We start from the raw sequence: 25,687 nt of genomic DNA on the forward strand, positions 1-25,687 counted from the left end.
ACGGTGATCGAGCGGGTTGTCTGAGCATCCGCCTCGCGGTGGGGCGAGCGGTGTGGGAGATCCGGTCAGCCGTTGGGTTCGGCGATGACGCTGTCGACGGCGTGGACCATGCCGTTGGAGGCGGCCACGTCCGGCAGCACGATCGTGGCTCCGCCCACGGTGATGTCCGCTCCGCTGGCTTCGACGAGCAACTGCTTGCCGTTGGCCGTCTCGAGCGTGCCGCCGCTCATGGCCTCGAGGTCCTCGGTGGTGACGGTGCCGGCCACCACGTGGTTGAGGATGATGTCGGCCTGTGCGGCGCGGTCGGCGCGGAGTGCCTCGAGGGTGGCGTTAGGGATCGCGCCGAATGCCTCGTTGATCGGGGCGAACACGGTGAACGGGCCACCGTCTCGAACGGTCGGGAACAATCCCGCGGTTATCACGAGTCGCGTGAGGATGGACACGTCGGCCGTGCCGGCAGCGATCTCGGCGATGTTGAGCTCAGCGGTGTCGCCTTCGGGCGGTGAGCCCATGTTGTTGCCCGGCGACATGGCGGTCTCGTCGACCGCGACATTCTCGGGGCCTTCCTCGCCTGCAGCGGCGTCCTCTTCGAGCTCTTCCTGCTCCTCGGAGTCGACCTGGTCCTTGGTCTCGCCGACCGGCTCCTCGCTGGTTGCGTCGGAGTCACTCTCCTCGGAGTCGGTGTCGCTGCAGGCGGCGGCGACCAGTGACATCGCCAAGAGCAGGGCGAGGAGGAGCTGGATTGGCTTGGAACGAGGGGCATGTCGCATCGGTGTTCTCCCTGGAACTCGGGGGTATCCGCAACCGTATGTGATGGCTCCGGCGCCAAGAACCTAGCGCAGTAATTGTGCTGGCAACCGCAGCCGGGTCACGCCGGGGGTCAGCGGAAGTCGAAAGCGACCTTGAGGGTGCCGGTGTCACGTCCGTGGACGATGGCCGTGAAGGCCTCGCGCCACTCGCTCAGGCGCCATGTATGGGTGAGCATGCCGTCCACTTCGATGCGTCTTTCCGCCAGCAGGTCGAAGAAGTGGTCGTATGCGTGCCTGGTGGCGCCCTCGAACGTCTCCCTGCCGAAGGCGTTGGACCCCACGAGGCGCAGTTCCTTGAAGTACCACGGTGTCCACTCGAACCGGCCCGGTGCGCCCACGCCCAGCTGCACGAGCGTGCCCCGTGTGGCGAGGAGTCGCATGGACACTTCCACGCTCAGTGGAGAGCCGACAGTGTCGTAGACGGTGTCGATGGTGCCCGGATAGGCGACGGGAAGCCCTTCCCACGGCACCCTCAGCGTGGCTCCGGACCAGTCGGCCAGCTGTTCCACCACGGCGAGTGCGTCGTCGGGGCCTCCGGTGACGACGTGTGCGCCCCGGCCGGCAGCCAGTTCGGCTTGCACCGGCCAGCGGGCAACCACGGCGACCTCGCACTCGTACAGCTGGGTGAGGATCGCTGTGGCCGTCGTGCCCAGCGCACCCGCCCCGTAGACGACGACCCGCGAACCGCGGCGCGGCGGGTTGCGGGTGATGGCGTGGAAGCTCACCGACCACGGGTCTGCCAGCACCGCGACCTCGTCGGGGATTCCGTCTGGCACCGGGTGCACCATCGAGCGGTGCGCCGGGACGAGATCGGCGAACCCGCCGGTCGCGTCGACGGAGTTTCCCGAGTGGATGCCGGGTTCGAGGTCGCCTTCCCACCAGTTCTCACAGAGCGAGAAGTCGCCGGCGGCACAAGCCACACACAGATGCGCGATCCCGCGAGCCCGACAACCGATGTTGGGGTACAGCACGACCCGCTGGCCGACTTCGAGGCCGTCGACCGCTGAACCGACGCTATCGAGCGTGCCCACCACCTCGTGGCCCAGTACCTGCGGGAAGGAGATGAACGCCGTCATCATGTTGTCCGCTGCGCCATCGAAGTCCATCAACACCTGCTTGATGTCGGACCCGCAGATGCCCGTGAGGCGGTTGCGCACGACGACCCAGTCAGCGCCCAGCACTTCGGGATCGGGCAGGTCGACCAGCGCCATCGGAGTTGTGGCAAGGTTGGCCATCAGCGGCGGCTCGTCGGGCCCGATCGGCGTGGGCCAGGGCTCCGGCCCGGTCGGACCCATGAACTGCAGTGCCTTCATCGCGGGTACCTCATGGGTCGGCCGTGGTCGCCTCGACCATGCTCGCCACGAAGCCGTCGAGGTCGGCGTACTTGATCCGGGCGACGGGCTCGAGGTCCGGCAGCCAGTGCTCGATGCGGTCGCCCTCCATGGCGGCCACGATTCCGTCTGCGACGGTGGATGGTGGTTCCAGCTCCCCGTCGTAGAAGTGGTCGTCCTGGCCGGGCTGGTCCCAGATCTCGGTATCGATCGGTCCCGGGATGATCAGGCGCACATCCACGCCGGTGCCGGCCAGCTCTACGGCAAGGGTCTCGGAGAACCCGCACAGCGCCGCCTTGGAGCCGCAGTAGGCGGCTTCACCCGTGATCGGAATGCGGCCGCCCACGCTGGAGACGTTGACGACGCAGCCGCTCCCGCGGCGCAGCATGTGCGGAAGCGCCAGCAGGGTGAGTCGTACCGGCGCGAAGTAGTTGACGGCCATGGTGAGCTCCACCTCGGCCGGCGTCAGTTCGGCCACGCGCCGGCGCATCGGTCGCCCGGCATTGTTGACCAGCACATCGATGCCATCGAGATGATCCTCTGCGGCGTTGACGACCGACTCGAGCGACCCGAGGTCCGCGAGGTCTGCGCCGAGGATCCTCACCTCAGGGGCGCCCAGCGCGATGCAACGGTCGGCAACTTCCGCGAGTCGGTCCTCCCGGCGCGCCAGCAGGCCGAGGCGCACTTGCCTTGCTGCAAGTGCTTGGGCGGTAGCGGCTCCGATGCCGGAGCTGGCGCCGGTGACCAAGGCGGTGCGTCCGGCGAGTTCGATAGCCATGTCGCCTCCCCGGGCGTAGTTACTTGCGGGGCATCTTGATCGCCTTGTCGGCGATGATGTTCTTCTGCACTTCGGTGGTGCCTGCTCCGATCGACGTGTAGCGCTGGAATACGTACAGCCGGTTCCAGGCTCCTCCGTCGATTGCGTCGTCGGCACCCTTCGCATAGAGGGCCTCGGGCCCGAGAAGGTCCATCGCGAGCTCGGCAAGCGTCTGGGCGAGGTAGCTCCACTGCAGCTTCGCGAGTGGAACCTCGGGCCAGTTCTTCTCGTTGCGCAGGATCTTCGACAGCGCCCGGTAGTTGAGCAGCTTGGTGTACTCGATCCGCGTGTGGGCATCGGCGATCCGCTCTCGCATCGCGGGGTCGCGCAGCGCATCGGGGTTGACCGAGGCGGCGAGGTTGACCATGGCGTCGAGATCGGAGCGCATCCCGATGGCGAGTCCTGCGGTGCCGACCCGCTCGGAGCCGAGCGTGCCCATGGCGACCAGCCAGCCCTCGCCCTCGCCGCCGAGGCGGTAGTCGACCGGCACCTTCGCGTCGTCGAACACAACGGAGCAGAACATCTCCTCGCCCGCGATGTCGCGGATCGGCGTGATGGTGATGCCCGGTGCCTCGAGGTCGATGATCAGTGCGGTGATGCCGTCGTGCTTGCGCCCTTCGGCGATTGCGTCAGGGTCTGTGCGTACGAGGAACAGACCCCACCTTGCGATGTGCGCCGAGGAGGTCCAGGTCTTCTCGCCGTTGAGCACGTAGTGGTCGCCGTCGAGCACGGCGGTCGTGCGCAGGTTCGCGAGGTCGGATCCGGCTTCGGGCTCGGAGAACCCCTGGCACCAGTGCTCGTCGGCGTTGAGGATGTTGGGGATCCAGCGCTGCTTCTGTTCCTCGGTGCCCCAGCGGATGACCATCGGGCCGATCTGCCAAAGCCCGTTGGTGTTGTAGATGCCGGGGGTGCGGTAGCGGGCCATCGTCTCGGAGTAGATGACGTTCTGGGCGACCGTGGCGTCGCGGCCGCCCCATTCCTCGGGCCATGAGATCGCGGCCCAGCGGCCTTCGTTGAGCTTGCGCTGCCACGCCCTGCGACGCTCCATCTGGCTCATGACGCCGGTGCTGCCAGCTCCAGCCACTCCGTCTTCGGGTTCGTCGCCTGCTCCTGCATCCGGGGCGGAGTCGCCCGGCGTGTCGTCCTCGGACCATTCGGCGAGGAACTTCGGCAGGTTCTCATCCAGCCAGTCGGTCAGCTCCGTGCGGAACGCCTCATCGGCCTCGGAGTAGGAGAAGTCCATGTAGGCACAGTAGCGACAACCTGACAGACGTGTCAGTTGCTCTGCTGGGTGGAATCGGCGGTGTCGGTCACGTCGGCTCGACCGGAATGCCCACCTCCGGGGCGTCCTCGTCGATGTATGTCGCCGTGCGGTGCGAGGGCAGACGCAGTTTCACTGCAAGTGGGAAAACGGCAACGGCGAGTGCAGCGGTTGCGAGCGACCCCCACATGGGTGACAACCAGTCGCGTCCCTCGCCGAAACTCCCCATCCAGGAGATCAGGAACAAGCCGAGGAACCACGGAGCCAGCCAGGCCGCCTGACGGATCTCGTACTGCTTGCCGGTGCCCCGGGCCCGGAACCCCCGCCATGCGAAGAGCACTCCTCCGAGCACGATCGGAATCGACAGCCGGCGCAGGGTGTCCCAGCCGGTCCAGTGCACGATCAGCCCGACAATCACGAAGGCCACCACGCCGACCAGCACGGGGTGCGAGAGCCGGAAAGGCCGCTCGCGGTCGGGCACCTGGTGTCGCAGCGCCACCAGCGTGACCGGGCCGGCGCAGAACGACAGGACGATGGCCCCGGTGTTGAAGGTGAGGATCTCCTGCCAGCCGTTGCGGAACACGAGCAGCGTGACCATGCCGACAACCATGTTCATCACGAGTGCATGCAGTGGCACCCCGCGGTGGGAGAAGCGCTGCACCCAGGCAGGGAAGAGTCCGTCCTTGCTCACCGCCACCGAAAGGCGGGCGGTGGAGGCAGAGGCCACCAGGCCGGCGCCGAGTGGTCCGGCCACCGCATCGGCGAGCACCAGGTTGGCCATGGCGGTGAGCCCGACCGCGGTGAGCACGGCGGTCATGGGACCGTTCACGCCCGGCAGTGACAGGTTGTCCCAGCCATCTGAAAGCGCGTCCGGCGGGACCGCTCCGAGGAAGGCCAACTGCACCAGAGCGAACATCGCTATGCAGATCACCAGGCTGACCGTGAGCGCTACCGGCACGGTCACCTGCGGTCGGCGGGCCTCACCGGCGAGGTCGAGCGCGTGGCGGAATCCGAGGAACGAGAACACCACGCCGCCGGTGGAAATGGCGGCGAAGATCCCGGAGATCCCGTTGGGGGCGAACCCGAAGTCGGTCAGGTTGGATGACTGGAACCTGGTGAGCAGAGCGATTGCCGCCGCGACCGGCACGATGATCTTGAACCAGGTGAGGGGCGTGTTGATCTGGTTGAACAGCTTGGCCCCCCACGCGTTGATCAGCGTGAAGACCCCGAGCAGGGCGAACGCCACGGCCATGCCACCGATGCTCAGTGGGTTGCTGCCGGTGCCTCCTCCCTCGTTGAACAGCCACTTGAATGCATCTTCGTTGCTCGCGTATTCGAGCAGGGCTTGCACCTCGATGGGTGCCGCGGTCACGTAGCCGATCCACGCGACCCAACCGATGAACATGCCGACCACCGCGCCATGGGAGAACTGCGGCAGGCGTCCCAACCCGCCCACCACCGGCAGCATCGCCGCAACCTCGGCGAAGGGCAGGGCAGCGATGAGCACCATGATCCCGCCCAGGATCCAGGCGATCATCGCCGCCGGTCCGGCCACCTTTGCAGCGAACAGTGGTCCGAAGAGCCATCCGGAGCCGACCACGCCGCCTACCGCGACGAAGGTCAAGCCGATCGGGCCGATTACGCGGGTTGGCGAACCCCCTCGGGCGGTATCGGTGCCGGGCACCCTTCGACGTTCGCACACCGGAAGCTCCCTGTGCCTGATACCCGTTGCGTGGTGTGCTCCTGTGGGCCTGGGGCAGGCGGACTGACACGCGTGTCAGCTATCGTGCGCGCCCATGGAGTTCACCCTTGGCGACGAGCAGCAGGCGTTGGCGGAGACGGCGGCACAGTTCCTGGCCGACCAGGCGCCGGGCGCGTACGTGCGCGAGATGGTCGATGCCGGCGGGCCGGACCCACTCGGCATCACTGCCGAGCTCTGGCAGCGCATGGTCGACATGGGCTGGGTCGGACTGCTCGTTCCCGAGGCCAACGGCGGCACCGGGATGGGCATGCTCGAGATGATGGTGGTGCTCGAGGCGATGGGCCGCCTACCACTGCCCGGTCCGTTCCTCTCCTCGGCCGTGCTCGCCACCCGCGCCGCGGAGGCTCTGGGCCTCTCGGATCGTCTCGACTCGCTCGCCACCGGGACCACTCGCGGGACAGTGGCGCTCGATGAGTCGGGCAGCGGCGACGTCGTCGACCGCACCCGGACGCGCGCCTCGCGCAAGTCCGGGGCCTGGCGGCTCAGTGGAACCAAGACCGTGGTGCTCGACGGTCACAGTGCCGACTGGGTGCTCGTGCCGGCGCGCACGCAGGCCGGCATCCAGTCGTTCGTGATCGAGGCGCCGCGAGCGACCCTCGAGCCGGGTCTGGACGTGACGCGTCACATCTCCCGACTCGAGCTCGACGCCGTGCCGGCCGAACCGGTGGGTCCCGAAGGAGACCACAGCGACATCTGGCGGCGCGTCGCCGACGATGTGGCGGTTGCGCTGTGCGCTGAGTTGCTGGGCACGATGCAGGCCAGCTTCGACCTGGCCGTGGAGTACGCCAAGGTGAGGGTGCAGTTCGACCGCCCCATTGCCACCTTCCAGGCCACGAAGCACAAGGCGGCGGAGCTGCTCGAGCGCATCGAGCTGAGCCGGGTGGGAGTCCACTACGCGGCCTGGGCAATCGACGCGCAGGAGCCGGTGCGCTCGGAGGCCGCGGCGATGGTGAAGGCGTTTGCAGGCAAGGCTGCGAGCGAGGTGACCGGGGAGGGCATCCAGATCCACGGCGGGGTGGGCTTCACCTGGGAGTGCGATGCACACCTTCACTACCGGCGTGCCAAGGCCAACGACCTGCTGTTGGGCGGGCACAGCGCCTGGCGGAAGAAGGTGGCCGACAGCTACCTCGGCGCTTGCTGAGGTTCGGCTCCACCTCCGCGCCGCGGCATGGCGGTGCCGAGGCGGCCCACGGCCAGGCCCAGGACCGTCACCAGGAAGACCTGCCCGATCACTGCCTCGAGTATCGCCAGCATCTGGCCGATCTCGGGGGCAGGGGTCAGGTCGCCGTAGCCCAGCGTGGTGAGAGTCACGAAGCTGAAGAACTGGAAGTCCATGGACGATGCGACCCCGGCCTGGCTGAAGAAGGGATCGTCGGAGACTTGCTGAACCAGCTGGTACAGCGCTGAGAAGAACACGCCGATTTGCAGGTAGGCCGCGAGCGCGCCCGCGACCGTGTCCACGGTGATCCGTGGTCGGGCTCCGAGCCGAAGGACAACCACGATCGGGGTCACGAGCAGCAGTACGCAGATGAGCGAGAGGGCGAGGGTTGACATCCAGTCCTCGTCCGTTCCGACCTCACGGGCGACGATCGCCACCAGGATCGCCGCGGCGACCGCGAGTTGACCCCCGATGACCAGCGAGCGCCGGGCATTGCTTCGGCGGAGTGCCATGATCGCCATGCCCGCTACCAGAATCGAAGACACAGAACGTTCGAGCACACCCGTTGACAGGAACGGAGTGACGGCAACGACGAACAGGGTTACCCACAGCACCGGCTTCAGTGAGCGGTGGAGGCCCTCTGGCTCTGGCTCCGGATCGGCCATGGCGAAATCTTGGTTTGGTCGCGGCCCTCATTGGGGGATGCCCTGCTAAGGCCGGTCGGGAGGACCCCACTGTTGGGCGGTGCCTGCCCGTAGGAGTTCGGAGACCTCTGCGTTGCTGATTCCCGCAATCGAGGTGAGAACCTCGAGCGTGTGCTCACCGAGCCGCGGCGCGCCGGTGGGTGCAGGTCGTGATTCCCCGACGAACCGGGTCGCCGGAGCCTGTTGTCGGACCGGTCCAGCGACGGGATCGTCCACGCTGACGAGATCGCCGCGGTCTGCCATGTGTTCGTCTGCAGCGATGTCGGCAGCGCTGTAGGCGGTGGCCACCGGAACGTCGTGCTCAATCGCACGGTGTTCCACCTCGGCCCCGGTGAGTTGCGCAGCCCAGTCGGCGACGATCCCGTTGATCTCGTCGCTGTGCCTGGCACGGTCGGCCAGGGTGGTGAAGCGGGGGTCATCGAGCAGGTCCGACCGGCCCATGGCGTTGCACAGCCGGGTGAAGTTGGCGTCGGAGCCGGCGACCAGGCACACGTACCGGCCATCCGCACACAGGTAGTTGTCGAGTGGCGCCGAGGTTCCCAGGCGGTTGCCCTCGCGTTCGCGCACCGTGCCGAGTCGGTCGTACGCCGCGATGGTCCACTCCAGGATCCGAAGTACCGAAGCGTAGAGGCACGCGTCGACCACTGCACCGGTTCCGGTGCCCGTGCGGCGGTTGTCGCGGCGGTAGAGGGCCGCGGTCGCAGCCTGGGCGGCGAAGCTGCCGGTCAGGTAGTCACTCACGGTCACGCCCGGGCGCACCGGCGGCCGGTCCGGTTCGCCAGTCAGTGAGAGGAGCCCGCCGTAGCCGATCCCGAGCCGGTCGAGTCCGGGTCTCTGGGAGTTGGGACCGTCCTGGCCGAATGCCGAGATCCTCACCACCACGAGATGATCGGCGAGCGAGGCGGGCCCGATGTTCCAGCGTTCGAGGGTGCCGGGCCGGAAGTTCTCGACCACCACGTCGCACTGCCGTGCCAGCTGCCTGAACACGGCCTGGCCCTCGGCGTGGCGCAGGTCGAGGGCCACCGAACGGCGCCCGCGGCCTTCCACGGCCCAGAAGAGCGAGTAGTCACCCTCGGTGGAGTCCACGAACGGGCCGATTCCGCGCATGAAGTCGCCCGTGCCCGGCTGTTCGATCTTGATCACGTCCGCACCCATCTCGCCGAGCAGGCCGGCACAGAAAGGGGCTGCCACCCGGGTGCCCAGGTCGAGCACGCGCAGTCCGGCGAGGGGACCGGCTCCGGTCGCGCCCTGCGGGTCGTGTTCGGGGTTCACGCGGGCAAGCTACCGCGTCCGGCCCGGCTGCTGACGCACGTGTCAGGTATCGGCCGCCCCGGCTACGGTGCCCGCCATGGCGATCCTGTACGAATCAGACGCGGACATATCGGCGCTGGACGGGTTGTCCGTCGCGATCGTGGGCTACGGCAACCAGGGACGCAGCTGGGCGCTGAACCTGCGCGACAGCGGCGGCGAGCCGAGGGTGTGCGTGCGCGCCGACGAGTCGGCGGAGGCGGCGCGGGTCGACGGCTTCGAGGCCGCACCGCTCGAGGATGCGGCGAGCGCCGACGTCGTCTGCCTGTTGGTGCCTGACGACGCGATCCCCGCGCTTGCTATCGACTACAAGCCCGCGCAGACCGTCGTGGTGGCGTCTGGCTACACGCTCGCGTTCGACCGGCTCACGGTGCCGGGTGATGCAGTCATGATCGCTCCGCGCATGCTCGGCTCCGAGGTACGCGAGTGCTACCTGGACGGGTCCGGTTTCATCACCGCCATCGGGGTGGAGCAGGACATCACCGGCGCGGCGTCGGCGCGAATGCTCGCCCTGGCGGCTGCCATCGGCGGGCTCAGGCGAGGTGGCATCGAGATGACCCCCACCCAGGAGGCCGTGCTCGACCTCTCGGTGGAGCAGCTGCTTTCGCCCGTGCTCACCCACGTCAACCAGGCGTTCGTGACGGTCATGATCGAACAGGGGATCCCGCTCGAGGCCATCCTGTGCGAGCTGTACCTCTCCGGTGAGGTCGAGCGGAACTACCGGTTGCTGCGCGAGGAGGGGTTCGTCGCCCAGCTCGACCGGCACTCGCCGACGTCCCAGTACGGCCAGTTGTCGCGCAGAGGGCGCTACGACGACCTCGATGTGGCCGAAGTGATGCGTGCCCTCGTGGGTGAGATCACGTCGGGCTCGTTCGCGGACGAATGGGATGGGGAGCGCGATTCCGGCCACCGTTGCCTTGCCGCGCTGCGCGATGTGCATGCCTCCGCCGACCAGGCGGACTTCGAGACCTCGGTGCGCGAGTCCTTCGAGCCTCCGGCCGGGTAGGTGGCGGCCGGACTCAGTGCGGCTTGCCGTCCTGTTCCGCCTTCACGGCGTCCATTCCGCCCTCGCTGCGCCGCGCCGACATGGAGGTTGCGGTGTCGGTGGCTGATACGAACTGGTGGACCATGAAGTGGTGCTTCCACGAGTCGGCCTGGCCTTGGCGGTCGAGCGTGAAGTTGATGGTGCCCTTCACAGCGGTGGCAGTGACCGGAGGCACGAGGGCCACTTCGGCTGCCAGTGCGGACGCGGCGGTCATCAGGTCGGCGGTCGGAACCACGCGGTTCACCATGCCGGCCGACTCCGCCTCTGCAGCTGAGAGCTTTCGGGCACACAACAGGAACTCCTTTGCCCTTCGTGCGCCCAGTTCCCAGGGCTCCACCAGCAGTTCGACCCCGGCACCACTCATCCGCAACACGGGATTGGAGAACTTCGCGTCATCACCGGCGACGATCAGGTCGCACATGCAGGCGAGCATCAGCCCTGCCGCGGCGCACGCTCCCTGCACGGCCGCGATCGTGACCTTGGCGGTGTTGCGCCATCGCAGGCACGGCTCCAGGTACATGGAGGTCTCGTGTTCGAGCTTGCCCTCGGGCGTGTCGCGCATCGCAGCCCAGTGCTCCTCGGCGGCCATCAGTTCCGCAAGGTCATGCCCTGAGCAGAAATGCCGACCTTCGCCCGCAAGGATGATCACGCGCACGCCGTCGTCGGCCTCGGCCGTGGCGAGTGCCTCGTCGAGGTCCTCGATCATCGCGGCGTCCAGGGCGTTGGCGATATCTGGCCGCCGCATCGTGACGGTCGCGACGTGTCCGTCGACCGAGTATGTGACGGTTCCGTTGTCCATCGTCTGTTGCGGCTGTTGGTCGTGGCTGTCGCTCATCTTGGCTCCCGTGGCAGGTCGAGTACCCGCTCGCCGATCACGTTGCGCTGGATCTCGTTGGTCCCCGCGAACACCGAGGATGACAGGTAGTACAGCCACGAGCGCTGCCATTCGCCATCACCCGCGAGTCGGTCGGCGCCCTTCCACAGCGGTGCGTCGTCGCCGAGCACGTCCATCGCGGTGCCGTGCAGCCGCTTGGACATCTCTGACCAGTAGAGCTTCAGCGTGGACCCTTCGGCGCCGGGGGCCTCACCCCGGTCGAGGCGGGTGAGCGAGCGCCAGTTGTGCAGCTGGAACAGCTTCACCTCGACGAACGCCTCGGCCAGTTGCTGGCGCAATCGGTGCTCGTCGAGGGCGCCCGTCCGGCCGGCGAGCACAAGCAACTCCTCGAGGTGCTGGATGTGGATCACGAGCTGGCGGGGATTGACGCCGCGTTCGTGGCCCAGCGTGGACTGCGAGACGCGCCACCCCTCGTTGAGCGGGCCGACCAACGCGTCGTCGGCGATGTGAACCTCGTCGAAGAACACCTCGTTGAACTCGGCTTCACCGGTGGTCTGAACCAGTGGCCGCACCTCGACGCCGTCTGCTGACATCGGCACCGCGAACGCCGAGATCCCGTGGTGCTTGCGCGCCTCGGGGTCGGTGCGCGCCAGGCACAGGCCCAGGTCCGCGAACTGGGCGTAGCTGGTCCACACCTTCTGACCATCCAGCACCCATCCGCCGCGCCGGTCGTCGCGGACAGCACGGGTGCGCAGCGAGGCCAGGTCAGAGCCGGCGTCGGGCTCGCTGAACAGTTGGCACCACAGTGACCGGGCTCCGAGGATGTCGGGCAACCAGCGCTGCTTCTGCTCCTCGGTGCCGTGTGCGAGCAGGGTGGGGCCCACCAGGTTCACGCCGATCCGGCCGACCAGTTCGGGCGCCCGGGCGCGGGCGAGTTCCTCCTGCACCACGAAGTGGGCACCGGCGCCGGCCTCGCGGCCTCCGTAGGCCTGAGGCCAGGCCATGCCCACCCACCTGCCCTCGGCCAGCTTCGCCTGCCACTCCCGCCCGAACGCCACCTCGTCGGCCAGGTCGTCGAAGCGTGGTGGCAGCCCGCTGCCGTATTCCCACGGCAGGCTGGCGTGCAGCCACTCGCGGCACTCGGAGCGCACCGAAGCGTGCTCGGGCGAGTCGGTCAGGTCCACGGCCGCACTCTAGGTCAGGTACCTGACGCACGTGTCAGGTCCGTGGCCTACGATCGGGGCCCGATGGAGTTCGAGCTCTCAGTGGACCAACTGGCGCTTCAGGAGGCCGCCAACGACCTGCTCGCCCGGCGCGCCGATCCCGCAGCGGTGAGGCGGGTGGTCGACGGCGGAGGCGGATGGGACCCCGAACTCTGGGGCCACCTGGTGGAGCAGGGATGGCCGGCGCTGCTGGTGCCCGAGGACCTCGGCGGCGTGGGTCTCGGTTGGGTCGAGGCGGCCGTGCTGGTCGAGACGACGGGCCGCCATGTGGCCCCGACGCCGATCCTGGGCCAGCTGGTGGCCACCGACGCCATGGTGGCCGCCGGCGACTCCACCTGGCTCGACAGGCTCGCCGCCGGCGAGGCCCTGGCCGCGGTCGCCACCAGGTCCCTCGAGGCCGAGCGCCGCGGAGCGGGGTGGTCGCTCACGGGCACCACCGAGCCGGTCGCCTTCGCTCCGAGTGCCGACGTGCTGGTAGTGCCCGGTAACACCGCGGATGGGCGCCGGCTCTTCCTCGTGGAGTGCGCGAACGCCGGCCCCGAGGCGCTCGAATCGATGGACCTCACGCGTGAATTCGGCCGGTACACGTTCGACTCCGAATCCGCGACCGAGCTCGGGGGAGCGGACGCGGCAGCGGCTCACCTCGACCGGGGTGCGACGGCCATGGCCGCCGAGATGCTCGGCTGCGCCTCGGCAGCTCTGGACATGTCGGTCGAGCATGCGCGTGACCGCGAGCAGTTCGGGCGACCCATCGGCAGCTTCCAGGCGGTGAAGCATCGCTGTGCCGACATGCTGGTCGACGTGGAGGGCATGCGCTCGGCCAGCTGGTGGGCGGCCTGGGCGTTGGCCAGCGGCGACCCCGAGCGGAGCGCAGCGGCAAGCACCGCCAAGATCTGGTGCTCCGACGCAGCAGAACGCGTGCTCACCTCCGCACTGCAGGTTCACGGCGGGATCGGCTTCACCTGGGAGTCCGACCTGCACCTCTACCTCAAGCGGATCGAGTACGACCGTCGCGCATTCGGCACTGCAGCCGAGCACCGTGACCGCCTGGCCGATCACCTGCGCGAGCAGGTGCGTGCGGGTCGGCCCGTGATCTGACGCCCCTCCGGCCGGCTCAGGGTCCCGGTGGTTGCGGGTCGCGCCACATGAGCCACAGCCGTGGTCCCTTGCCGGACGCGATGTCGTGGGTGTCGGTCACCTCGAAGCCGTGGCGACGGTAGAAGGCGATGTTCGACTCCTTGGACGACTCGAGTTAGCAGCCCACCGCCTCTTCATCCGCCCGGGCCAGCGCGGGCGCGATTGCAGCTGTGCCCATGCCCTTGCCCTGGTGGGCAGGGTCCGTGCCGAGCACTGCCAGGTAGTAGTGCGGCTCGGCTGGATGGAGTTCCTCGGTCTCCGCCATCGCAAGCATGCGGCTGAAACCCGACGGACCGAGCCGTGCCAGCACCCCGGGCAGGTGTCGTGCAACCTCCTTGGGGGCGATCTTGAACCGCTTGGGCGGCGCCCAGATGGCCACGGCTTCGGCGTTGGCGGTGATCGTGCTGATGCCGTGAGGCAGGTGGCCCCGCGCCAGCGTGGCGTCGAGGTAGCCGATCCGCTTCTCGTTCATCCGTCTGCCCAGCAACCACTCGGCCACCGGGTCGTCGGCGAACGCCCTTCCGAGTGTGCGGCGGATGGCCGCCATGTCGTCGGTGGTGGCGGTTCGGATCGCCACTGGGTCGGCCGGGTTCACTGTGCGTCGGGGGTGAAGGTGCCAAGGCCGTCGGGGAACGCCAGGTTCTCCTGCACGATCACCGGATCGGTGGGCTGGCCGTTGACGAATCGGATGATGCGCAGCGTACCGGTGCGGTTGCCGGGCCCTACCCCGCCCTCGTCGATCACGAGGCCTATGTCGGCATACCAGAGGTTCCCGTCGGAGTCCGTGACCAGCCCGAGCGGTGTGCCGGTGCTGTACGGCTCGGCTCCGATGGACTCCCCCCGGGGAGGTGACAGGACGTTGGCTCGAAGCGTGCCGTCGGCGTCGTACTCGTTGATCACGCCCGAGAACACCGACGACGCGTAGAAGCCGTCGTCGGGTGCATGGGCGAGCCCGGCGGGCGTGGCCAGCCCATCGGCTCCCGCCTCGACGACCGTGCGCTTGGACACTCCGGTCGCGAGGCCGCGGCCGGTGCCGTCGGTGGAGTCACAGCCCCCTTCAGGGGTGTCGTCGGTCGGCAGCGGCCCCGAGTACTCGTACACGCCGCCGCGCACGGCGGCCACGAGGAACCTCTCCCTACCCGTCACGAGGATCGACTGGCTGCCGGGCAAGGCGATGTCGAGCTTGCAGTAGGCGATGTCGCCTTCTGCGAGGCCGTCGAACGGCGGGAACCAGATGATCAGCTGGCCGTTGGCTCCTTCTACCTGGTCTCCTATGTCGGTGGTCAGGATCCGGCCGTCGTCGAGCACGCCGCACCCGTAGTTCTCCGGCTGGTCGGCGTCGGCCTGCTGGAAGGTCGGCGTCAGCTTGGCGAGCTTGGTTGCGTCGAGGTCGCCGACCTGATCACCGGTGAGCTCGAAGATGCTCCATCCTGCCGGTGGGTCGGGCTGGCCGGTGTCCTCGCCTGTGATCAGCATGCGTCTGCCACCGGACTCGAACACGCAGAGCTGGGCGTTGATGTCGAGGCCGGTGTCGGGGTCGGCTGCTGCACTCGTGATGACGCGCTGGCTCGCAGTCTCGCCATCGGTGATCGAGTAGGCCTCGAGGTGGTTGCCCTGGCCGTTCAGGATGATCGGATCCGCCGGTGCCGTCGGGTCGGCGCCGTCTTCGGACTCGCTGCGACCTGGTTCGGCGACGGGCTGTGAAGCGGAGGTCGCTGTGGAGTCGTCATCGGTGTTCGAGCACGCGGGAGCCAGGGCAAGGCCAGCCAACGGCAACAGGAGCAGGCAGGCGCGGGTGCGGGTCATGGCGTTCATCCTTCGGGATGCTCAGGCTGGTTCGAGGGCAGGGTCGAAAGAGTGCGTGGTGACGAGCCGGTCGAAGCCCTCCTGCAGGGTCGGCGGTGTGTCCGCATCGGTCGTGGCCACGATGCTCAGGCGCGTCCACCGGTCGGCCGGGACCTCGATCCGGGTGGCCGAGCAACCCGGATCGCCAGCGGTGAACGTGCACACGATGCTGCCCAGCTCCGGCTTGTCGTCACGAGGGGTCATGAACACCATGAACGTTGTTGCTCCAGCGTCGACCGCAATGCCATCGGGGTCGAGCCAGCCCTTCGGTTCGCCCAGGCCCGACGCTTCGATCACGATTCGCAGCGGGTCGGGCTCGATCGCGAGCGTCGCCTGCGGGTCGGTGCCGGGTGGCGGTGTCTTGAGGCGGAACGGGATCTCACATGGGGAGCCGATGCAAGGCTGTTCGCTCGGCGCCAGTGCGGTGACCGCTGGACCCTGGGGCGTGGTCGTGCTGGAAGACGACGGGGGAGCCTCGCCCTCGGCCAGCACCCGGAATGCCTGCAACCCGCCCCCGCCCGTGGCCGGACTGCCCGGTTCGCGGAAACCGACGCCGATGAACAGCTCGTCGCCTGCCAGGCTCGGCCCGCTCGAGGAGATCGAGGGCAATGTGGCCTCCCAGAGCACGCTGCCGTCGTCGACGTCGAAGGCTCGCAGCGTCTGGTCGACGCCGGTCTGGAACACGAATCCGTCCCCTTCGTGCTGCACGCCGGCAGCGGCTGCGTAGGTGCCGCTGGGCGCGTTGCTCTGCCAGAGCAGCTGGCCGGTGCCTGCGTCGAATGCGTGCTGGCAGGGGCAGTCGCCCACGGCGGTGCCACCGACGAGCACTCCATCGACAAGTGCCAGGGCGCCGATGAAGCCGCCGAACGCGAACCCGTCGCCGGTTCCGGTCTGGCGTTGCGCTTCGGCAGACCACACCAGTTCCCCGCTGTCGCGGTCCACGACGTAGTAGCTGCCGTCCTTGTTGCCCAGGCCTGCCACGGGGCGGCCGTCGATCTCGAACAGATTGGCGGCTCCTGCGAAGTCCCAATCGTTGCGGTTGCCCTTCTCGTGGGGTTGGAAGGTCCACAACAGTTCACCACTGGGCAGGGACACTCCGACGATTGCCTCGCTGGCCTCGGTCCATGAGGCCTCGTCGTTGCAGTTGCCGGTCCCGACGACCACCAGGTCGGCCTCGGTGTCGACTGCGGGGGATCCCCAGACAGCGCCACATCCCGTGGCGGGCACACCCTGCTCGGGGTCGAAACGCCAGTTGGGGGAGCCGTCCTCGAGCGACAGCGACACCAGCCCGGAGCGGTAGCCATCGGCGCCGTGCACGTCGGATGGCACCAGCACCGCTCCGGCAGCCACCACCGGTGAGCCCTCGATCTCGGTGGGGTCATCCGGGTCATCGGGGTCTGCGAGGTCGGCTGACCACAGCTGGGTGCCATCTGTGGTGGCGAGCGCCGTCACGGTGCTGCCGGATGCGGCGATGACGGCAGCCGTGCCGCCGACCGTCGCGAGCACGGGGCTTGTCGGCATCTGGCCGGAGTAGACGTGGGGCGACGTGGGCAGCTGTACCTGCCACTGCTCTGCACCGTTCTGGCGCTCCACGGCGCGAACGATGCCGTTCCAGTCGCCGAAGTACACGAGCGCGTCGTCGACAGCCGGCGCGCCGGTGACCTCGGCGTCGGTCTCGTGGAACCACGTGGGTTGGAGTCGATCGAGCGATTCCCGGGTGATCCCCTCGGCGCACTGCGAGGTGTGGGTACGCGCCAGGTTGTGGCCGGCGACCGGCCACAGGCAGTCCGCCTCGGGTGTGCCGGAGGCCACGTTCGCAGTCACATCTGCGTCGGACCGCTCCAGTGCTGCACCGTCGGGGTCGTCGGGTTCCGTGGAGCATGCAGCGGTGCTCAATGCCGCCGCTGCCATCACGGCCACGGTTGCGGACAGCCCCTTCAGCCTGCTCTTCATCGGCGGCGACGTTACCTGACGCCGATGTCAGGTGGTCGAGGTTCGCGCTAGGTTCCGGGCGGTGAGCAACAGTTCCGACCCTGCGGACGACCCCGTCGGCCACGCCGCCCTGGTGGCAGCGGAACTGGCCGTGCGCGAGCTCTCTGCTCGCTACTGCATGGCGGTCGACGACGGCCGGTTCGAGGAGTTCGCAGAGCTCTACGAGCCCGATGCCGTGCTGCACGTGATGGGAGGCTCCCACCGTGGGCGCGACTCGATCCGGGAGTTCATGTCCGCCGCCCAGAGTCCCGAGCTGCGCGGTCGCCATACCACGTCAAGCCACGTCACCACCCTCGACGTGGCCGCCGGTACCGGGTCGGGATGGGTCGACTACGTGTTCTTCGACGCCGACGGGCATGCAACCAATCTCGGGAGGTACCACGACCGTTACGTGCGGGGTGCCGACGGCCGATGGCGGTTCGCGGTCCGCGAGATCGTGTTTCGGGGCGCGAAGCCTGAGCTCACCGAACCCTGGGCCTGAAGCCGATCCAGCCCCTGCATGCGCGAGAGCGGCGTGTCGCTGGTAGACAGCCGGGATGGAACATCGTTACCTCGGCAACAGCGGTCTCAAGGTCAGTTCGATCGCGTACGGCAACTGGATCACCCACGGCAACCAGGTCGAGGACGACACTGCGATCGCCTGCATCGAGGAAGCGCTCGACGTGGGCATCACCACTTTCGACACCGCCGACGTCTACGCGCTCGGCCGCGCGGAGGACGTCATGGGCCGCGCCCTCGACGGCGTGCGACGGGAGTCCATCGAGTTGTGCACGAAGGTGTACTGGCCGACCGGAAGCGGCCCCAACGACCGTGGCCTGTCGCGCAAGCACATCATGGAGAGCTGCGAGTCATCACTGCGGCGCCTGCGCACGGACCACATCGACCTATACCAGGCTCACCGCTACGACACCGAGATGCCGCTAGAGGAGACGATGGTCGCATTCGCGGACCTCGTTCATTCGGGCAAGGTGCACTACATCGGCTGTTCGGAGTGGACTGCCGAGCAGATCCGCGAAGGGGCGGCGCTCGCAGGGGAGCTGCGCATCCCGTTCGTGTCGAGCCAGCCGCAGTACTCGCTGCTGTGGCGCGTGATCGAAGCAGAGGTGGTGCCTGCGTGCGAGGAGATGGGGCTCTCGCAGATTGTCTGGTCGCCGCTCGCCCAGGGGATCCTCACCGGCAAGTACCGCTCGGGCGAGCCGCACCCGGAGGGTTCTCGTGCCGAGGGTGACACCGATGAGGCCAGGATGATGGCGGCGATGATCAACGATGACCTGCTCGATCAGGTGCAGGAGGTCGGCAGGGTCGCGGAGCTGATCGGTTGCTCCACTGCGCAGCTGGCGCTTGCCTGGGTGTTGCGGAACCAGAACGTGGCGGCGGCAATCGTGGGTGCCAGTCGGCCGGAGCAGATCCGCGACAACGTGGGTGCACTCGACGTCGATCTCAGCGACGAGCTCGCGTCGCAGATCGAAGGCCTGTTGGAGTCGTCGGCCGTCACGGACCCCTCCATGACCGAGGCGTTTGCCCCCTCCGAACGGCCCTGAGGGGAGGTGCGGCACGCAGGGCCTCGCGGGGGTCCGAGTGTCAGCCAGTCCCCGGGTAGTTGCCTCCGCCGTACTCGACATCGAGGTCCTCGTAGCGGATCGGCCAGCCGTCGCGGGGCAGCGGGTCGTCGCGGAACACCACCGACTTCGGCTTCTTGTATGACGCGATGCGCCCCTTCACGAACTCGATCAGCTCCTCCTCGGTCACGTCGTCGCCGGCCGACCTGCCGTCCTGGAGTACCACCACCGCACACACCGCCTGGTCCCACTTCGCATCGGGCAGCCCGATCACCGCGGCCTCGCGTACGGCGTCGTGAGCGTTCAGCGCCGCTTCGACCTCGGCGGGGTAGATGTTCTCCGCGGCCGACTTGATCAGTCGCCCCTTGGGGCCGACGAAGCTGAGCGAGCCGTCGGCCTCCCGGCGCCCGAGGTCGTTGGTGTGGTGCCACCCACCCGCCTGGCGACGGGCCGTCTCGGTGGGGTTGTTGTGATAGCCGGCCATCACCTGTGGTCCGGCGGCACAGATCTCGCCGGTCTCTCCGGCCGGTACCTCGTCGCCGTCGGGATCGAGCAGTCTGACGCGCACCAAAGGGGCGGGTCGCCCCGCTGATCCGTCGGCATCCACGCCGAGCGCGTTGAAAGTGAGCATCCCGACCACTTCGGTCTGCCCGAAGCCGGCGGGGTGGCGCGCCCAGGGCGAGTCGTCGACGGTGATCATGTCGTTCCACTCCGGACTGCCGCCGAACGTGCGCAGGCAGCTCAGGTCGAACGGGCGCTCGCCCGAGTCGTCTGGCGCGTTGAGCTCGAGGATCTTCTCGATCGTGGGGCCCATCACGAACGCGCCGGTGCATCGCTCGTCGGCGATCACGCGGCAGATGTCCTCGGCGTCGGCCTTCGGCGTGAACAGGTTGACACCGCCCATCACGAGCGTGGCGAGCGTGGTCATGAATGTGGCGACGTGAAACAACGGTCCGCAGTTGAGGTAGCGGTAGTCGGGGTCGATGCGCTGCAGGTTGGCCATCATCAGCGCCTGCACGAGCACCCCGGAGTGCGTGAGCAGCGCGCCGTTGGGCGTGCCGGTGAACGCTGCGGTGTAGAGCATCAGCACCGCGTCTGCCTCCGTCACCTCGGGCGGGTCCGGCCAGTCCTCGGGGTCGACCGGGTCCCCGGCCGCCAGAAACGCCTCGTAGGACTCCTGGTCCTGCGCGCCGGCATCGTGGCGCAGCCAAAGCGCCTCTTGCACCGCTTCGCCCACCTGTTCGCGCGCTGCGGCCACTGTTTCGCCGACGTCAGCGTCCTGCCAGATGACGACCTTGGCCTCGGCGTTGCCGAGCACGAAGGCGAGCTCGTCGGCCGACGACCGCCAGTTGGCCACACAGCAGATGGCGCCGAGCTTCGCGGCTGCACCGAGGCACTCGATGATGCGGTGGCTGTTCTGGCCCATCCACAGGATCACGTCGCCCCGGCCGACTGCCCGTGAGCGCAGTGCCGAGCAGAGCTGGTTGATCCGGTCATCCAGCTCCGGCCACGTGAGCCGCACATCCCCGTCGACTGTGGCGAGGTGCTCAGGGTGGTTGCGGCGGTGCTCGCGGAAGGTGTCGGCGAGGGTGAATCGGTGCAGGTTGGCGGGCCCGGCCGCTCTGAGCCCGTCGGTGGTAGCGGTGTCTGTCACGCCGACATCATTGCGCGTTTGCTGACGCCCGTGTCATGTGTGGGCGCCCTGTCACACCTCCGGTGCGGGTGGGAGGTCGCGCTTGAGCACCTTGCCAGTGGGGTTGCGCGGTAGCTCCGCGACGAAAGTCACGACTCGCGGGCACTTGTAGTCAGCGAGCTGCTCACGGCAGAACGTCATCAGCTCGTCGCCGGTGGCGTCTGCCCCATCGCGCAGCACAACCCACGCGCCCACGTCTTCGCCGAGCACCTCGTGGGGCACGGCGGCCACGGCCGCTTCCAGCACCGCCGGGTGCTGGTAGAGCACGGCCTCGACATCTGCAGCGTGCACGTTGTTGCCGCCGCGGATGATCACATCCTTCGCTCGACCTGTGATGTAGAGGTAGCCGTCGTCATCCAGCCAGCCCAGGTCGCCCGAACGCAGCCATCCGCCCGACCAGGTCTGCGCGGTCGCCTGCTGGTCGCGGTAGTACTCGCGGTGCTTGTCGCCCACGTGGATCAGCACCTCGCCGACCTCACCAGTAGGAAGTGGATCGCCGAGCTCATCGGCGATCCGGATCTCGGTGCCGAGCGGAATTCCGACCGATCCCGGACGGCGCTCCAGTTCCTCGCGGGGAAGGAAGGTGAACGCGGTGCCCGCCTCGGTCATCGAGTAGTTGTTGCTGACTGTCGCCTCCGGCAGGCGGTATGCAAGGCGCTTGTGCAGCGTTGGTGGCAGCGGTGCCGAGCCGATGGCAACCATCTCGAGGCTGGTGAGGTCAGCGTCGTCGAAGCGGTCGCTGGCGGATATGAGCTGTGCCATGGCGGGCACCAGGAACGCCATCGTGGGCCGCTCCTGCTCAACGGTGTCGAGCCACAGGTCGACGTCGAAGCGGGGGAGGTAGTTGCAGGTCATCCCCATCTTCATCGGGTTGTAGACGAAGGAGATGCCGGCGAAGGTGAACAGCGGCGACGCGTGAACCCAGCCGTGGCCGGTCCACTCGGGTTCGCCATTGGGGATGATGTGCAGGTTCGCGTGTCGCACGGCGATGCCCTTGGGCAGCCCCGTCGTGCCGGAGGTGTACATGATGTCGGCGAGGTCGTCGTCGCCGACCGGCTCCTGGAATGGTGAGTCGTCATCGGCCATCACGGCGTCGAGATCGCCGCCGTCGACCTCGATCACGTGGTCGACGCTGGGCAGTCTGTCGGCCACCTGGTGCAATGTGGGTGCCAGGCGCGACGAAGTGATCACGGCCTTGGGCTCCGCATGGCCGAGCACCGCTGCGAGCTCGTCGGCGGTCAGGCGGGTGTTGGTGGGCACGGCAACGGCGCCGGCCTTGTGCACCGCGGCGTACGAGATGATCCAGGACAGGACCTGGTCCCCGTCGATCCATACCGCCACCCGGTCGCCCGTCTGCACGCCCATGGACCGCAGGCCACGCGCCAACCGGTTCGCGGCGGCGTCCCACCCGCCGAAGGTGAGCTCTTCGCCGGTGTCGACGCGGCGGTACGCGACCTCTGAAGCGCGGTGCTCGGCACACCAAGCCAGTTGTTGGACCTGTTGGGCCACGTGGACGCACCTCCCGCATCCCCGTGCTGCTGACGGGGCGTGAGCACATCATGGCCGATGTGCCATCGCACTGACAGCCGTGTCAGTAACCAGCCGTCGTGGTGGTGCCGATGTCGAGGATCCGGCCCAGGCTCATCACCATGAGACAGCCTCGAGCGACGCGGCGAGAGTGTCCGGGTCGCCGAACACCTCGAGCATCTCCGACTCGACCGGCAGCCGACGGTTGACGAGCAGCATCAGGTATCCGACCGGCGCGCGGACTGCGACGTCGCCCTTGCCGTGACCGTGGACGTAGGTGACCGTCTCGTCGGCAAGCGAGACCATCCACTCCCCGTCGTCACCGAGCGAGCCGCTGGGGTCGGTCGCGTGAAGATGCAGTGTGGCCTCGCCCTGCGGCCTGGCGGCTCCGGGCCAACCGAGGCGCACGGGGACGCTGTCGAGCAACTCACAGATGCCGTCGGCTGCCACTCGCTGGGGCAGCTCGAACCCTTCTCCCGCCGCCAAGGCGGCATCAGCGTTGTGCACGACTGTCTCGTGCAGTTGGCGACGCGCCCACCACCTGGCGTGCGGGTCGTCGCCCCAGACCCACAGCGGGTCCTCTGCCGCGGTGTCGCGAAGTGCTGCGAGCAAGCGGTCGCCGCCGTCGGCAAGCCACGGTGCCCAGCTGTCGTCGGTGGGAGTCGCAACGTCGAGCTCACGCCGGCTGATCCGCGCGGTCGCTCCGGTCCGCACGATCTCGCACGCCCATCGATGAGTGGTTCCGAGGTGCTCCCACAGGTCCGCTGCGGTCCAACCCGGGCACGTCGGTATCACGAGCTCCGGGGGGCACCGTTCGGCCAGCGCGACCGTGCGGGTCAGCTCGGCTTCGAGCGCATCGATGGTCGTCTCGTGGTCGAGGTGGTACCTGCCTGCCTGGTCTGCGGCGTCGATCGTGGCATCGGTCATCCAGCGAGTCTCCCACGGGTCTGCGCAGGGTTCGCCACGGGACCGGCCCGACAACCTGATGACAGCACGGCCGCAGGACTACCGCGCGAGCTTGTCGCCGAGGTGTTCGACCTGCCCACCCTCGCCACCCAGCAGCACGTCGTTGTAGTGGGCCTTGCCCAGGTGGTTGGCGTGGCTCGGGCGCACGAAGCCCATCAGCAGGCTGATCCGCTCCGGCGCCGCCTCGCCATCCAGCAGGTCATCGGTGGGTGGCAGCGACGCGTGCATGGCGTCGGTGATGTGCAGCGACACGTCGCCGGCGGTCACCCGGAGCGGTTGGCCCCGGGGCGCGCGCGTGTCGCGGCCGTCGATGAACGGATAGGAGCCCTTGTGGGAACCGGGCAGAACCCGTAGCTCACCGGATCCCGGTCCGCCGTCGGTGAGGCAGATCGTCATCACGACCATCGGGCAGTTGGTCGCATGGCCGCCCATGCCGCAGTCGCGGTGCCATGGCAGGTCGGCAAGGCCCTCGACCACGTCCTTGCGCTTCCAGAGCACGGTCACCGAATCGCGTTTGCCTTCGCCCTTCGTCACGAGTGGCTCCGAGCAGAGCTCGACGATCCGGAGCAGACGCTCGTCGCGGGGGAGCCCGGCCAACTCCGGTTGCCGCGCCGCGGAGAGGACGCGGGTGAGTACTTCATCGCCGGACCCGGTGCGGCCCCACCATGACTTCTCGTCGCCGGGTGCGGCATCTGCTTCGGCCCGGTTGGCGCCGACGCGCAGCTCGGCCACCTCATCGGCTGAGAACACCGAGCCGATTGCCACGAACCCGGCCGTCGCCATGAAGTGCTCGGCCTCGGCCGCCATGTCGGGATCCGCGAGGTCGGAGAACTCGAACTTGCGCGAGGTGTCGAGTGGTTGACCGGCGAGGTCGCGGAGCTCCGCGGTATCGGGGTCGAACACGGGCAGGCCGTGGAACATCGCCCGCAGGCCCGGCTCCCAGCGCACGAAGCGCAGTGGCTTGCCCTCTGGGATCTCCACTCGCTTTCCGTAGAACAGCCCGGGTGCGGTGTCGAGGTCGGAGATCAGCCCGAGCCAGGCCTGCAGGTCGAGCTCGACGACCGTGTCGGCGAATTCCGTGCCCTCGACAACCTCGACCGTGCCGCTGCCGTCGGTGGGCGTGGGCACGTAGGTGTACGCCCCGGCGGGCGTGCGCAACCCGAGAGTGCCGAGTGGAGCGAGGTCTGCGTAAGCCAGCGCCCCGTTGCCGGCTGCGAGCAGGGCGGGCAGTTCCTCGGTGTGGAAACGATGGAAGCTGTCGCTGTCGGCGCCGAAGCCCCCCGTCGCCACGTCCCCCGGCGTGTCTGTGCTCATCGGATCAGCATCCCATGTTGCCCGGCGTCCGGCCAGAGGTTGGGCCTTGGGTCACAGACTGCCCGCACGGTCCGCTCAGGCGTCGATCACGCGCTTGAGCTTGTAGCCGGAGCGCTCGAGGGTCTCGCGGTCGAGCACTTCGACCGTGGCGACAACACCGATGGCTTCCTTGATGCCCGCTGCCACCTTGTCCGCGATCTGGTCCTTGTCTCCGCCGGCCGAACCCACTTCGAGACGAACCCGGAGGGGTTCGCCGGAGCCACCCGGGTTGACCACCACGAACTCGAGGGTCGGATCGGCGCACCCGGGAGCCGACTTGCGCAGCGCGTTCTCGAGATCGGACACCTGGAAGTGCACTCCCTGGCACGACAGCAGGTCCTTGAACCGTCCTCCCCAGAAGCCGATCCGGCCGGTTTCACCCAACGCGCAGTCGGCATCCTCGAGCATCGCCGCTTCCTCGAGGTCGTAGCGCAGAAGGCCGTTGTCGCGGCCGATCGTGGTGACCACGAGGTTGCCCCACTGGCCGTCGGGCACGTCGCGGCCGGTCTCGGGGTCGATCGCCTGCACGATCGCCCAGTCCTCATGCAGGTGGGCTCCATCACAGGACTGGTCGGGGCCGCCGATGTACGCGTAGCACTCGAATCCTGCGGTCATGAGTGGCATCAGCCCTCGGCCGAACCCGCCCATGCTGAGCGCGGGCCAGCCGCAGTCCTTCTCCAGGTCCACTCCGATCTTGGCTGCCACCTCCTGGAAGCGGTGGTGGCTCAGGGAGGTCATCGGCACGTCGGGGCTGATCCGCTTCCAGATGTCGATCGCCTGCTCGGCGAGCTCATCGGTCTCCGGTGGCGGGACCCACAGGTTCAGGAACCCGAAGTACTCGAGCGTGCCAGACAGCATCAAGCCGCCGCCGTACAGGTAGGCAGGGTGGCAGTGGGTGACTATCTGGCCGGGTCGCCAGCCGTTGCGCCACCAGTTGCGTGCCGCAGACTCGTACTCGATGAACAGGTCGTGTCGGGTGAGCATCGTGACCGTCGGCGTGCCGGTGGTGCCGGTGGACTGGCCGATGCGGATGTAGTCGGACATCGGGCTGAACCGGTAGTCGCCGAGCGGGGGATGGTCTGCCTCCGAGTCGCGCAGGTCCTGCTTGAGCGTGATCGGAATCTGGTTGATGTCGTCGAGAGACTCGAGGTCCTGCGGTGACCCGACCCCCGCCTCGTCGAGTTTGCGCCTGAACAAGCCGTTGCCTTCGAGTGCCTTGCCGACGAAGTCGCGCAGGCCGTCGAGCTGGACCTCACGGCGCTGTGCAGGATCCATCGTCTGGGCGTCGGGATCCCAGTGCTGCTGGTCGTCGGGTCGTGCTGGTGGTCCGAGCACCTCGGGTCCGTAGTCGGGCATGGCGT

At 68.2% G+C, this 25,687-nt stretch carries 22 protein-coding genes; 5 read left to right on the forward strand and 17 right to left on the reverse strand.

Annotated features, from left to right (window positions below; translation table 11 throughout):
• Positions 1-65: 65 nt before the first annotated feature.
• The 5 genes from GY812_07925 to GY812_07945 form a co-directional block, all read right to left on the reverse strand.
• Positions 66-770: a fasciclin domain-containing protein gene (locus GY812_07925; protein MCP4435406.1), complete on the reverse strand. Its 705-nt coding sequence runs from the start codon at positions 768-770 to the stop codon at positions 66-68.
• 110 nt (positions 771-880) lie between these two features.
• Positions 881-2,122, reverse strand: coding sequence for an alcohol dehydrogenase catalytic domain-containing protein (locus tag GY812_07930; GenBank protein MCP4435407.1), 1,242 nt, complete (start codon positions 2,120-2,122; stop codon positions 881-883).
• A 10-nt stretch (positions 2,123-2,132) separates the two neighbouring features.
• The gene (locus tag GY812_07935) at positions 2,133-2,918 is read right to left on the reverse strand and encodes an SDR family NAD(P)-dependent oxidoreductase (protein MCP4435408.1); all 786 of its coding nucleotides are present in this window, start codon (positions 2,916-2,918) and stop codon (positions 2,133-2,135) included.
• A 19-nt stretch (positions 2,919-2,937) separates the two neighbouring features.
• Complete coding sequence (locus GY812_07940) at positions 2,938-4,200, reverse strand: acyl-CoA dehydrogenase (GenBank protein ID MCP4435409.1); 1,263 nt, start codon at positions 4,198-4,200, stop codon at positions 2,938-2,940.
• Positions 4,201-4,267: 67 nt separating this feature from the next.
• Positions 4,268-5,902 (reverse strand): APC family permease, encoded by a 1,635-nt coding sequence (locus GY812_07945; protein MCP4435410.1) that lies wholly within the window; start codon positions 5,900-5,902, stop codon positions 4,268-4,270.
• A gap of 112 nt (positions 5,903-6,014) precedes the next feature.
• Between GY812_07945 and GY812_07950 the strand changes: the two genes are divergently transcribed.
• The gene (locus GY812_07950) at positions 6,015-7,121 is read left to right on the forward strand and encodes an acyl-CoA/acyl-ACP dehydrogenase (GenBank protein ID MCP4435411.1); all 1,107 of its coding nucleotides are present in this window, start codon (positions 6,015-6,017) and stop codon (positions 7,119-7,121) included.
• On the opposite strand, the gene GY812_07955 is transcribed toward GY812_07950, so the two are convergent.
• Positions 7,103-7,804, reverse strand: coding sequence for a two pore domain potassium channel family protein (locus tag GY812_07955; GenBank protein ID MCP4435412.1), 702 nt, complete (start codon positions 7,802-7,804; stop codon positions 7,103-7,105). The two genes, GY812_07950 and GY812_07955, sit on opposite strands and share 19 nt — an antisense overlap.
• Positions 7,805-7,849: 45 nt before the next feature.
• Positions 7,850-9,115, reverse strand: a complete 1,266-nt coding sequence (locus GY812_07960) for a CoA transferase (protein MCP4435413.1) — start codon at positions 9,113-9,115, stop codon at positions 7,850-7,852.
• Positions 9,116-9,191: 76 nt separating this feature from the next.
• On the opposite strand from GY812_07960, the gene GY812_07965 reads away from it, so the two are divergent.
• Positions 9,192-10,157, forward strand: a complete 966-nt coding sequence (locus GY812_07965; GenBank protein ID MCP4435414.1) for an NAD(P)-binding domain-containing protein — start codon at positions 9,192-9,194, stop codon at positions 10,155-10,157.
• A gap of 13 nt (positions 10,158-10,170) precedes the next feature.
• Here the strand turns inward: GY812_07965 and GY812_07970 are convergent, their stop codons facing one another.
• Both GY812_07970 and GY812_07975 read right to left on the reverse strand, forming a co-directional pair.
• Complete coding sequence (locus GY812_07970; protein ID MCP4435415.1) at positions 10,171-11,031, reverse strand: enoyl-CoA hydratase; 861 nt, start codon at positions 11,029-11,031, stop codon at positions 10,171-10,173.
• A complete protein-coding gene (locus tag GY812_07975) occupies positions 11,028-12,215 on the reverse strand; it encodes an acyl-CoA dehydrogenase (protein ID MCP4435416.1) in 1,188 nt (395 codons plus the stop codon). The genes GY812_07970 and GY812_07975 overlap by 4 nt, the downstream gene beginning before the upstream one ends.
• A 63-nt stretch (positions 12,216-12,278) precedes the next feature.
• On the opposite strand from GY812_07975, the gene GY812_07980 reads away from it, so the two are divergent.
• Positions 12,279-13,352 (forward strand): acyl-CoA dehydrogenase, encoded by a 1,074-nt coding sequence (locus tag GY812_07980; GenBank protein ID MCP4435417.1) that lies wholly within the window; start codon positions 12,279-12,281, stop codon positions 13,350-13,352.
• A 154-nt stretch (positions 13,353-13,506) separates the two neighbouring features.
• On the opposite strand, the gene GY812_07985 is transcribed toward GY812_07980, so the two are convergent.
• The 3 genes from GY812_07985 to GY812_07995 are packed head-to-tail and all read right to left on the reverse strand — an operon-like array spanning position 13,507 to position 17,189.
• Positions 13,507-13,968: a GNAT family N-acetyltransferase gene (locus GY812_07985; GenBank protein MCP4435418.1), complete on the reverse strand. Its 462-nt coding sequence runs from the start codon at positions 13,966-13,968 to the stop codon at positions 13,507-13,509.
• A 14-nt stretch (positions 13,969-13,982) separates the two neighbouring features.
• Positions 13,983-15,197: a hypothetical protein gene (locus GY812_07990; GenBank protein ID MCP4435419.1), complete on the reverse strand. Its 1,215-nt coding sequence runs from the start codon at positions 15,195-15,197 to the stop codon at positions 13,983-13,985.
• 21 nt (positions 15,198-15,218) lie between these two features.
• Complete coding sequence (locus GY812_07995) at positions 15,219-17,189, reverse strand: PQQ-binding-like beta-propeller repeat protein (protein MCP4435420.1); 1,971 nt, start codon at positions 17,187-17,189, stop codon at positions 15,219-15,221.
• Positions 17,190-17,250: 61 nt separating this feature from the next.
• On the opposite strand from GY812_07995, the gene GY812_08000 reads away from it, so the two are divergent.
• On the forward strand, positions 17,251-17,709 hold the full coding sequence (locus GY812_08000) for a nuclear transport factor 2 family protein (GenBank protein MCP4435421.1): 459 nt from the start codon (positions 17,251-17,253) through the stop codon (positions 17,707-17,709).
• Between the two features lie 55 nt (positions 17,710-17,764).
• Positions 17,765-18,769: an aldo/keto reductase gene (locus GY812_08005; protein MCP4435422.1), complete on the forward strand. Its 1,005-nt coding sequence runs from the start codon at positions 17,765-17,767 to the stop codon at positions 18,767-18,769.
• A gap of 40 nt (positions 18,770-18,809) precedes the next feature.
• Here GY812_08005 and GY812_08010 read toward each other — a convergent pair whose 3' ends face one another.
• The 5 genes from GY812_08010 to GY812_08030 form a co-directional block, all read right to left on the reverse strand.
• Positions 18,810-20,441, reverse strand: coding sequence for an AMP-binding protein (locus tag GY812_08010; GenBank protein ID MCP4435423.1), 1,632 nt, complete (start codon positions 20,439-20,441; stop codon positions 18,810-18,812).
• A 51-nt stretch (positions 20,442-20,492) separates the two neighbouring features.
• Complete coding sequence (locus tag GY812_08015; GenBank protein MCP4435424.1) at positions 20,493-21,989, reverse strand: acyl--CoA ligase; 1,497 nt, start codon at positions 21,987-21,989, stop codon at positions 20,493-20,495.
• Positions 21,990-22,124: 135 nt separating this feature from the next.
• Positions 22,125-22,934 (reverse strand): maleylpyruvate isomerase family mycothiol-dependent enzyme, encoded by an 810-nt coding sequence (locus GY812_08020; GenBank protein MCP4435425.1) that lies wholly within the window; start codon positions 22,932-22,934, stop codon positions 22,125-22,127.
• Between the two features lie 78 nt (positions 22,935-23,012).
• Complete coding sequence (locus GY812_08025; GenBank protein MCP4435426.1) at positions 23,013-24,287, reverse strand: phytanoyl-CoA dioxygenase family protein; 1,275 nt, start codon at positions 24,285-24,287, stop codon at positions 23,013-23,015.
• Between the two features lie 75 nt (positions 24,288-24,362).
• The gene (locus GY812_08030) at positions 24,363-25,682 is read right to left on the reverse strand and encodes a phenylacetate--CoA ligase (protein MCP4435427.1); all 1,320 of its coding nucleotides are present in this window, start codon (positions 25,680-25,682) and stop codon (positions 24,363-24,365) included.
• Between the last annotated feature and the right edge of the window lie 5 nt (positions 25,683-25,687).

The sequence above is a fragment of the Actinomycetes bacterium genome (assembly GCA_024222295.1).
In the GTDB taxonomy this organism is placed as follows: Bacteria; Actinomycetota; Acidimicrobiia; order Acidimicrobiales; family Microtrichaceae; genus JAAEPF01.

Bases quoted from the DNA above. Each gene is read 5' to 3' on its own strand.
- GY812_07970 (MCP4435415.1), bottom strand. From the start codon at position 11,031: ATGAGCGACAGCCACGACCAACAGCCGCAACAGACGATGGACAACGGA.
- GY812_07965 (MCP4435414.1), top strand. From the start codon at position 9,192: ATGGCGATCCTGTACGAATCAGACGCGGACATATCGGCGCTGGACGGG.
- GY812_08030 (MCP4435427.1), bottom strand. From the start codon at position 25,682: ATGCCCGACTACGGACCCGAGGTGCTCGGACCACCAGCACGACCCGAC.
- GY812_07925 (MCP4435406.1), bottom strand. From the start codon at position 770: ATGCGACATGCCCCTCGTTCCAAGCCAATCCAGCTCCTCCTCGCCCTG.
- GY812_08005 (MCP4435422.1), top strand. From the start codon at position 17,765: ATGGAACATCGTTACCTCGGCAACAGCGGTCTCAAGGTCAGTTCGATC.
- GY812_07940 (MCP4435409.1), bottom strand. From the start codon at position 4,200: ATGGACTTCTCCTACTCCGAGGCCGATGAGGCGTTCCGCACGGAGCTG.
- GY812_07990 (MCP4435419.1), bottom strand. From the start codon at position 15,197: ATGACCCGCACCCGCGCCTGCCTGCTCCTGTTGCCGTTGGCTGGCCTT.
- GY812_07935 (MCP4435408.1), bottom strand. From the start codon at position 2,918: ATGGCTATCGAACTCGCCGGACGCACCGCCTTGGTCACCGGCGCCAGC.
- GY812_07930 (MCP4435407.1), bottom strand. From the start codon at position 2,122: ATGAAGGCACTGCAGTTCATGGGTCCGACCGGGCCGGAGCCCTGGCCC.
- GY812_07950 (MCP4435411.1), top strand. From the start codon at position 6,015: ATGGAGTTCACCCTTGGCGACGAGCAGCAGGCGTTGGCGGAGACGGCG.
- GY812_07995 (MCP4435420.1), bottom strand. From the start codon at position 17,189: ATGAAGAGCAGGCTGAAGGGGCTGTCCGCAACCGTGGCCGTGATGGCA.
- GY812_07955 (MCP4435412.1), bottom strand. From the start codon at position 7,804: ATGGCCGATCCGGAGCCAGAGCCAGAGGGCCTCCACCGCTCACTGAAG.
- GY812_08020 (MCP4435425.1), bottom strand. From the start codon at position 22,934: ATGACCGATGCCACGATCGACGCCGCAGACCAGGCAGGCAGGTACCAC.
- GY812_08025 (MCP4435426.1), bottom strand. From the start codon at position 24,287: ATGAGCACAGACACGCCGGGGGACGTGGCGACGGGGGGCTTCGGCGCC.
- GY812_07980 (MCP4435417.1), top strand. From the start codon at position 12,279: ATGGAGTTCGAGCTCTCAGTGGACCAACTGGCGCTTCAGGAGGCCGCC.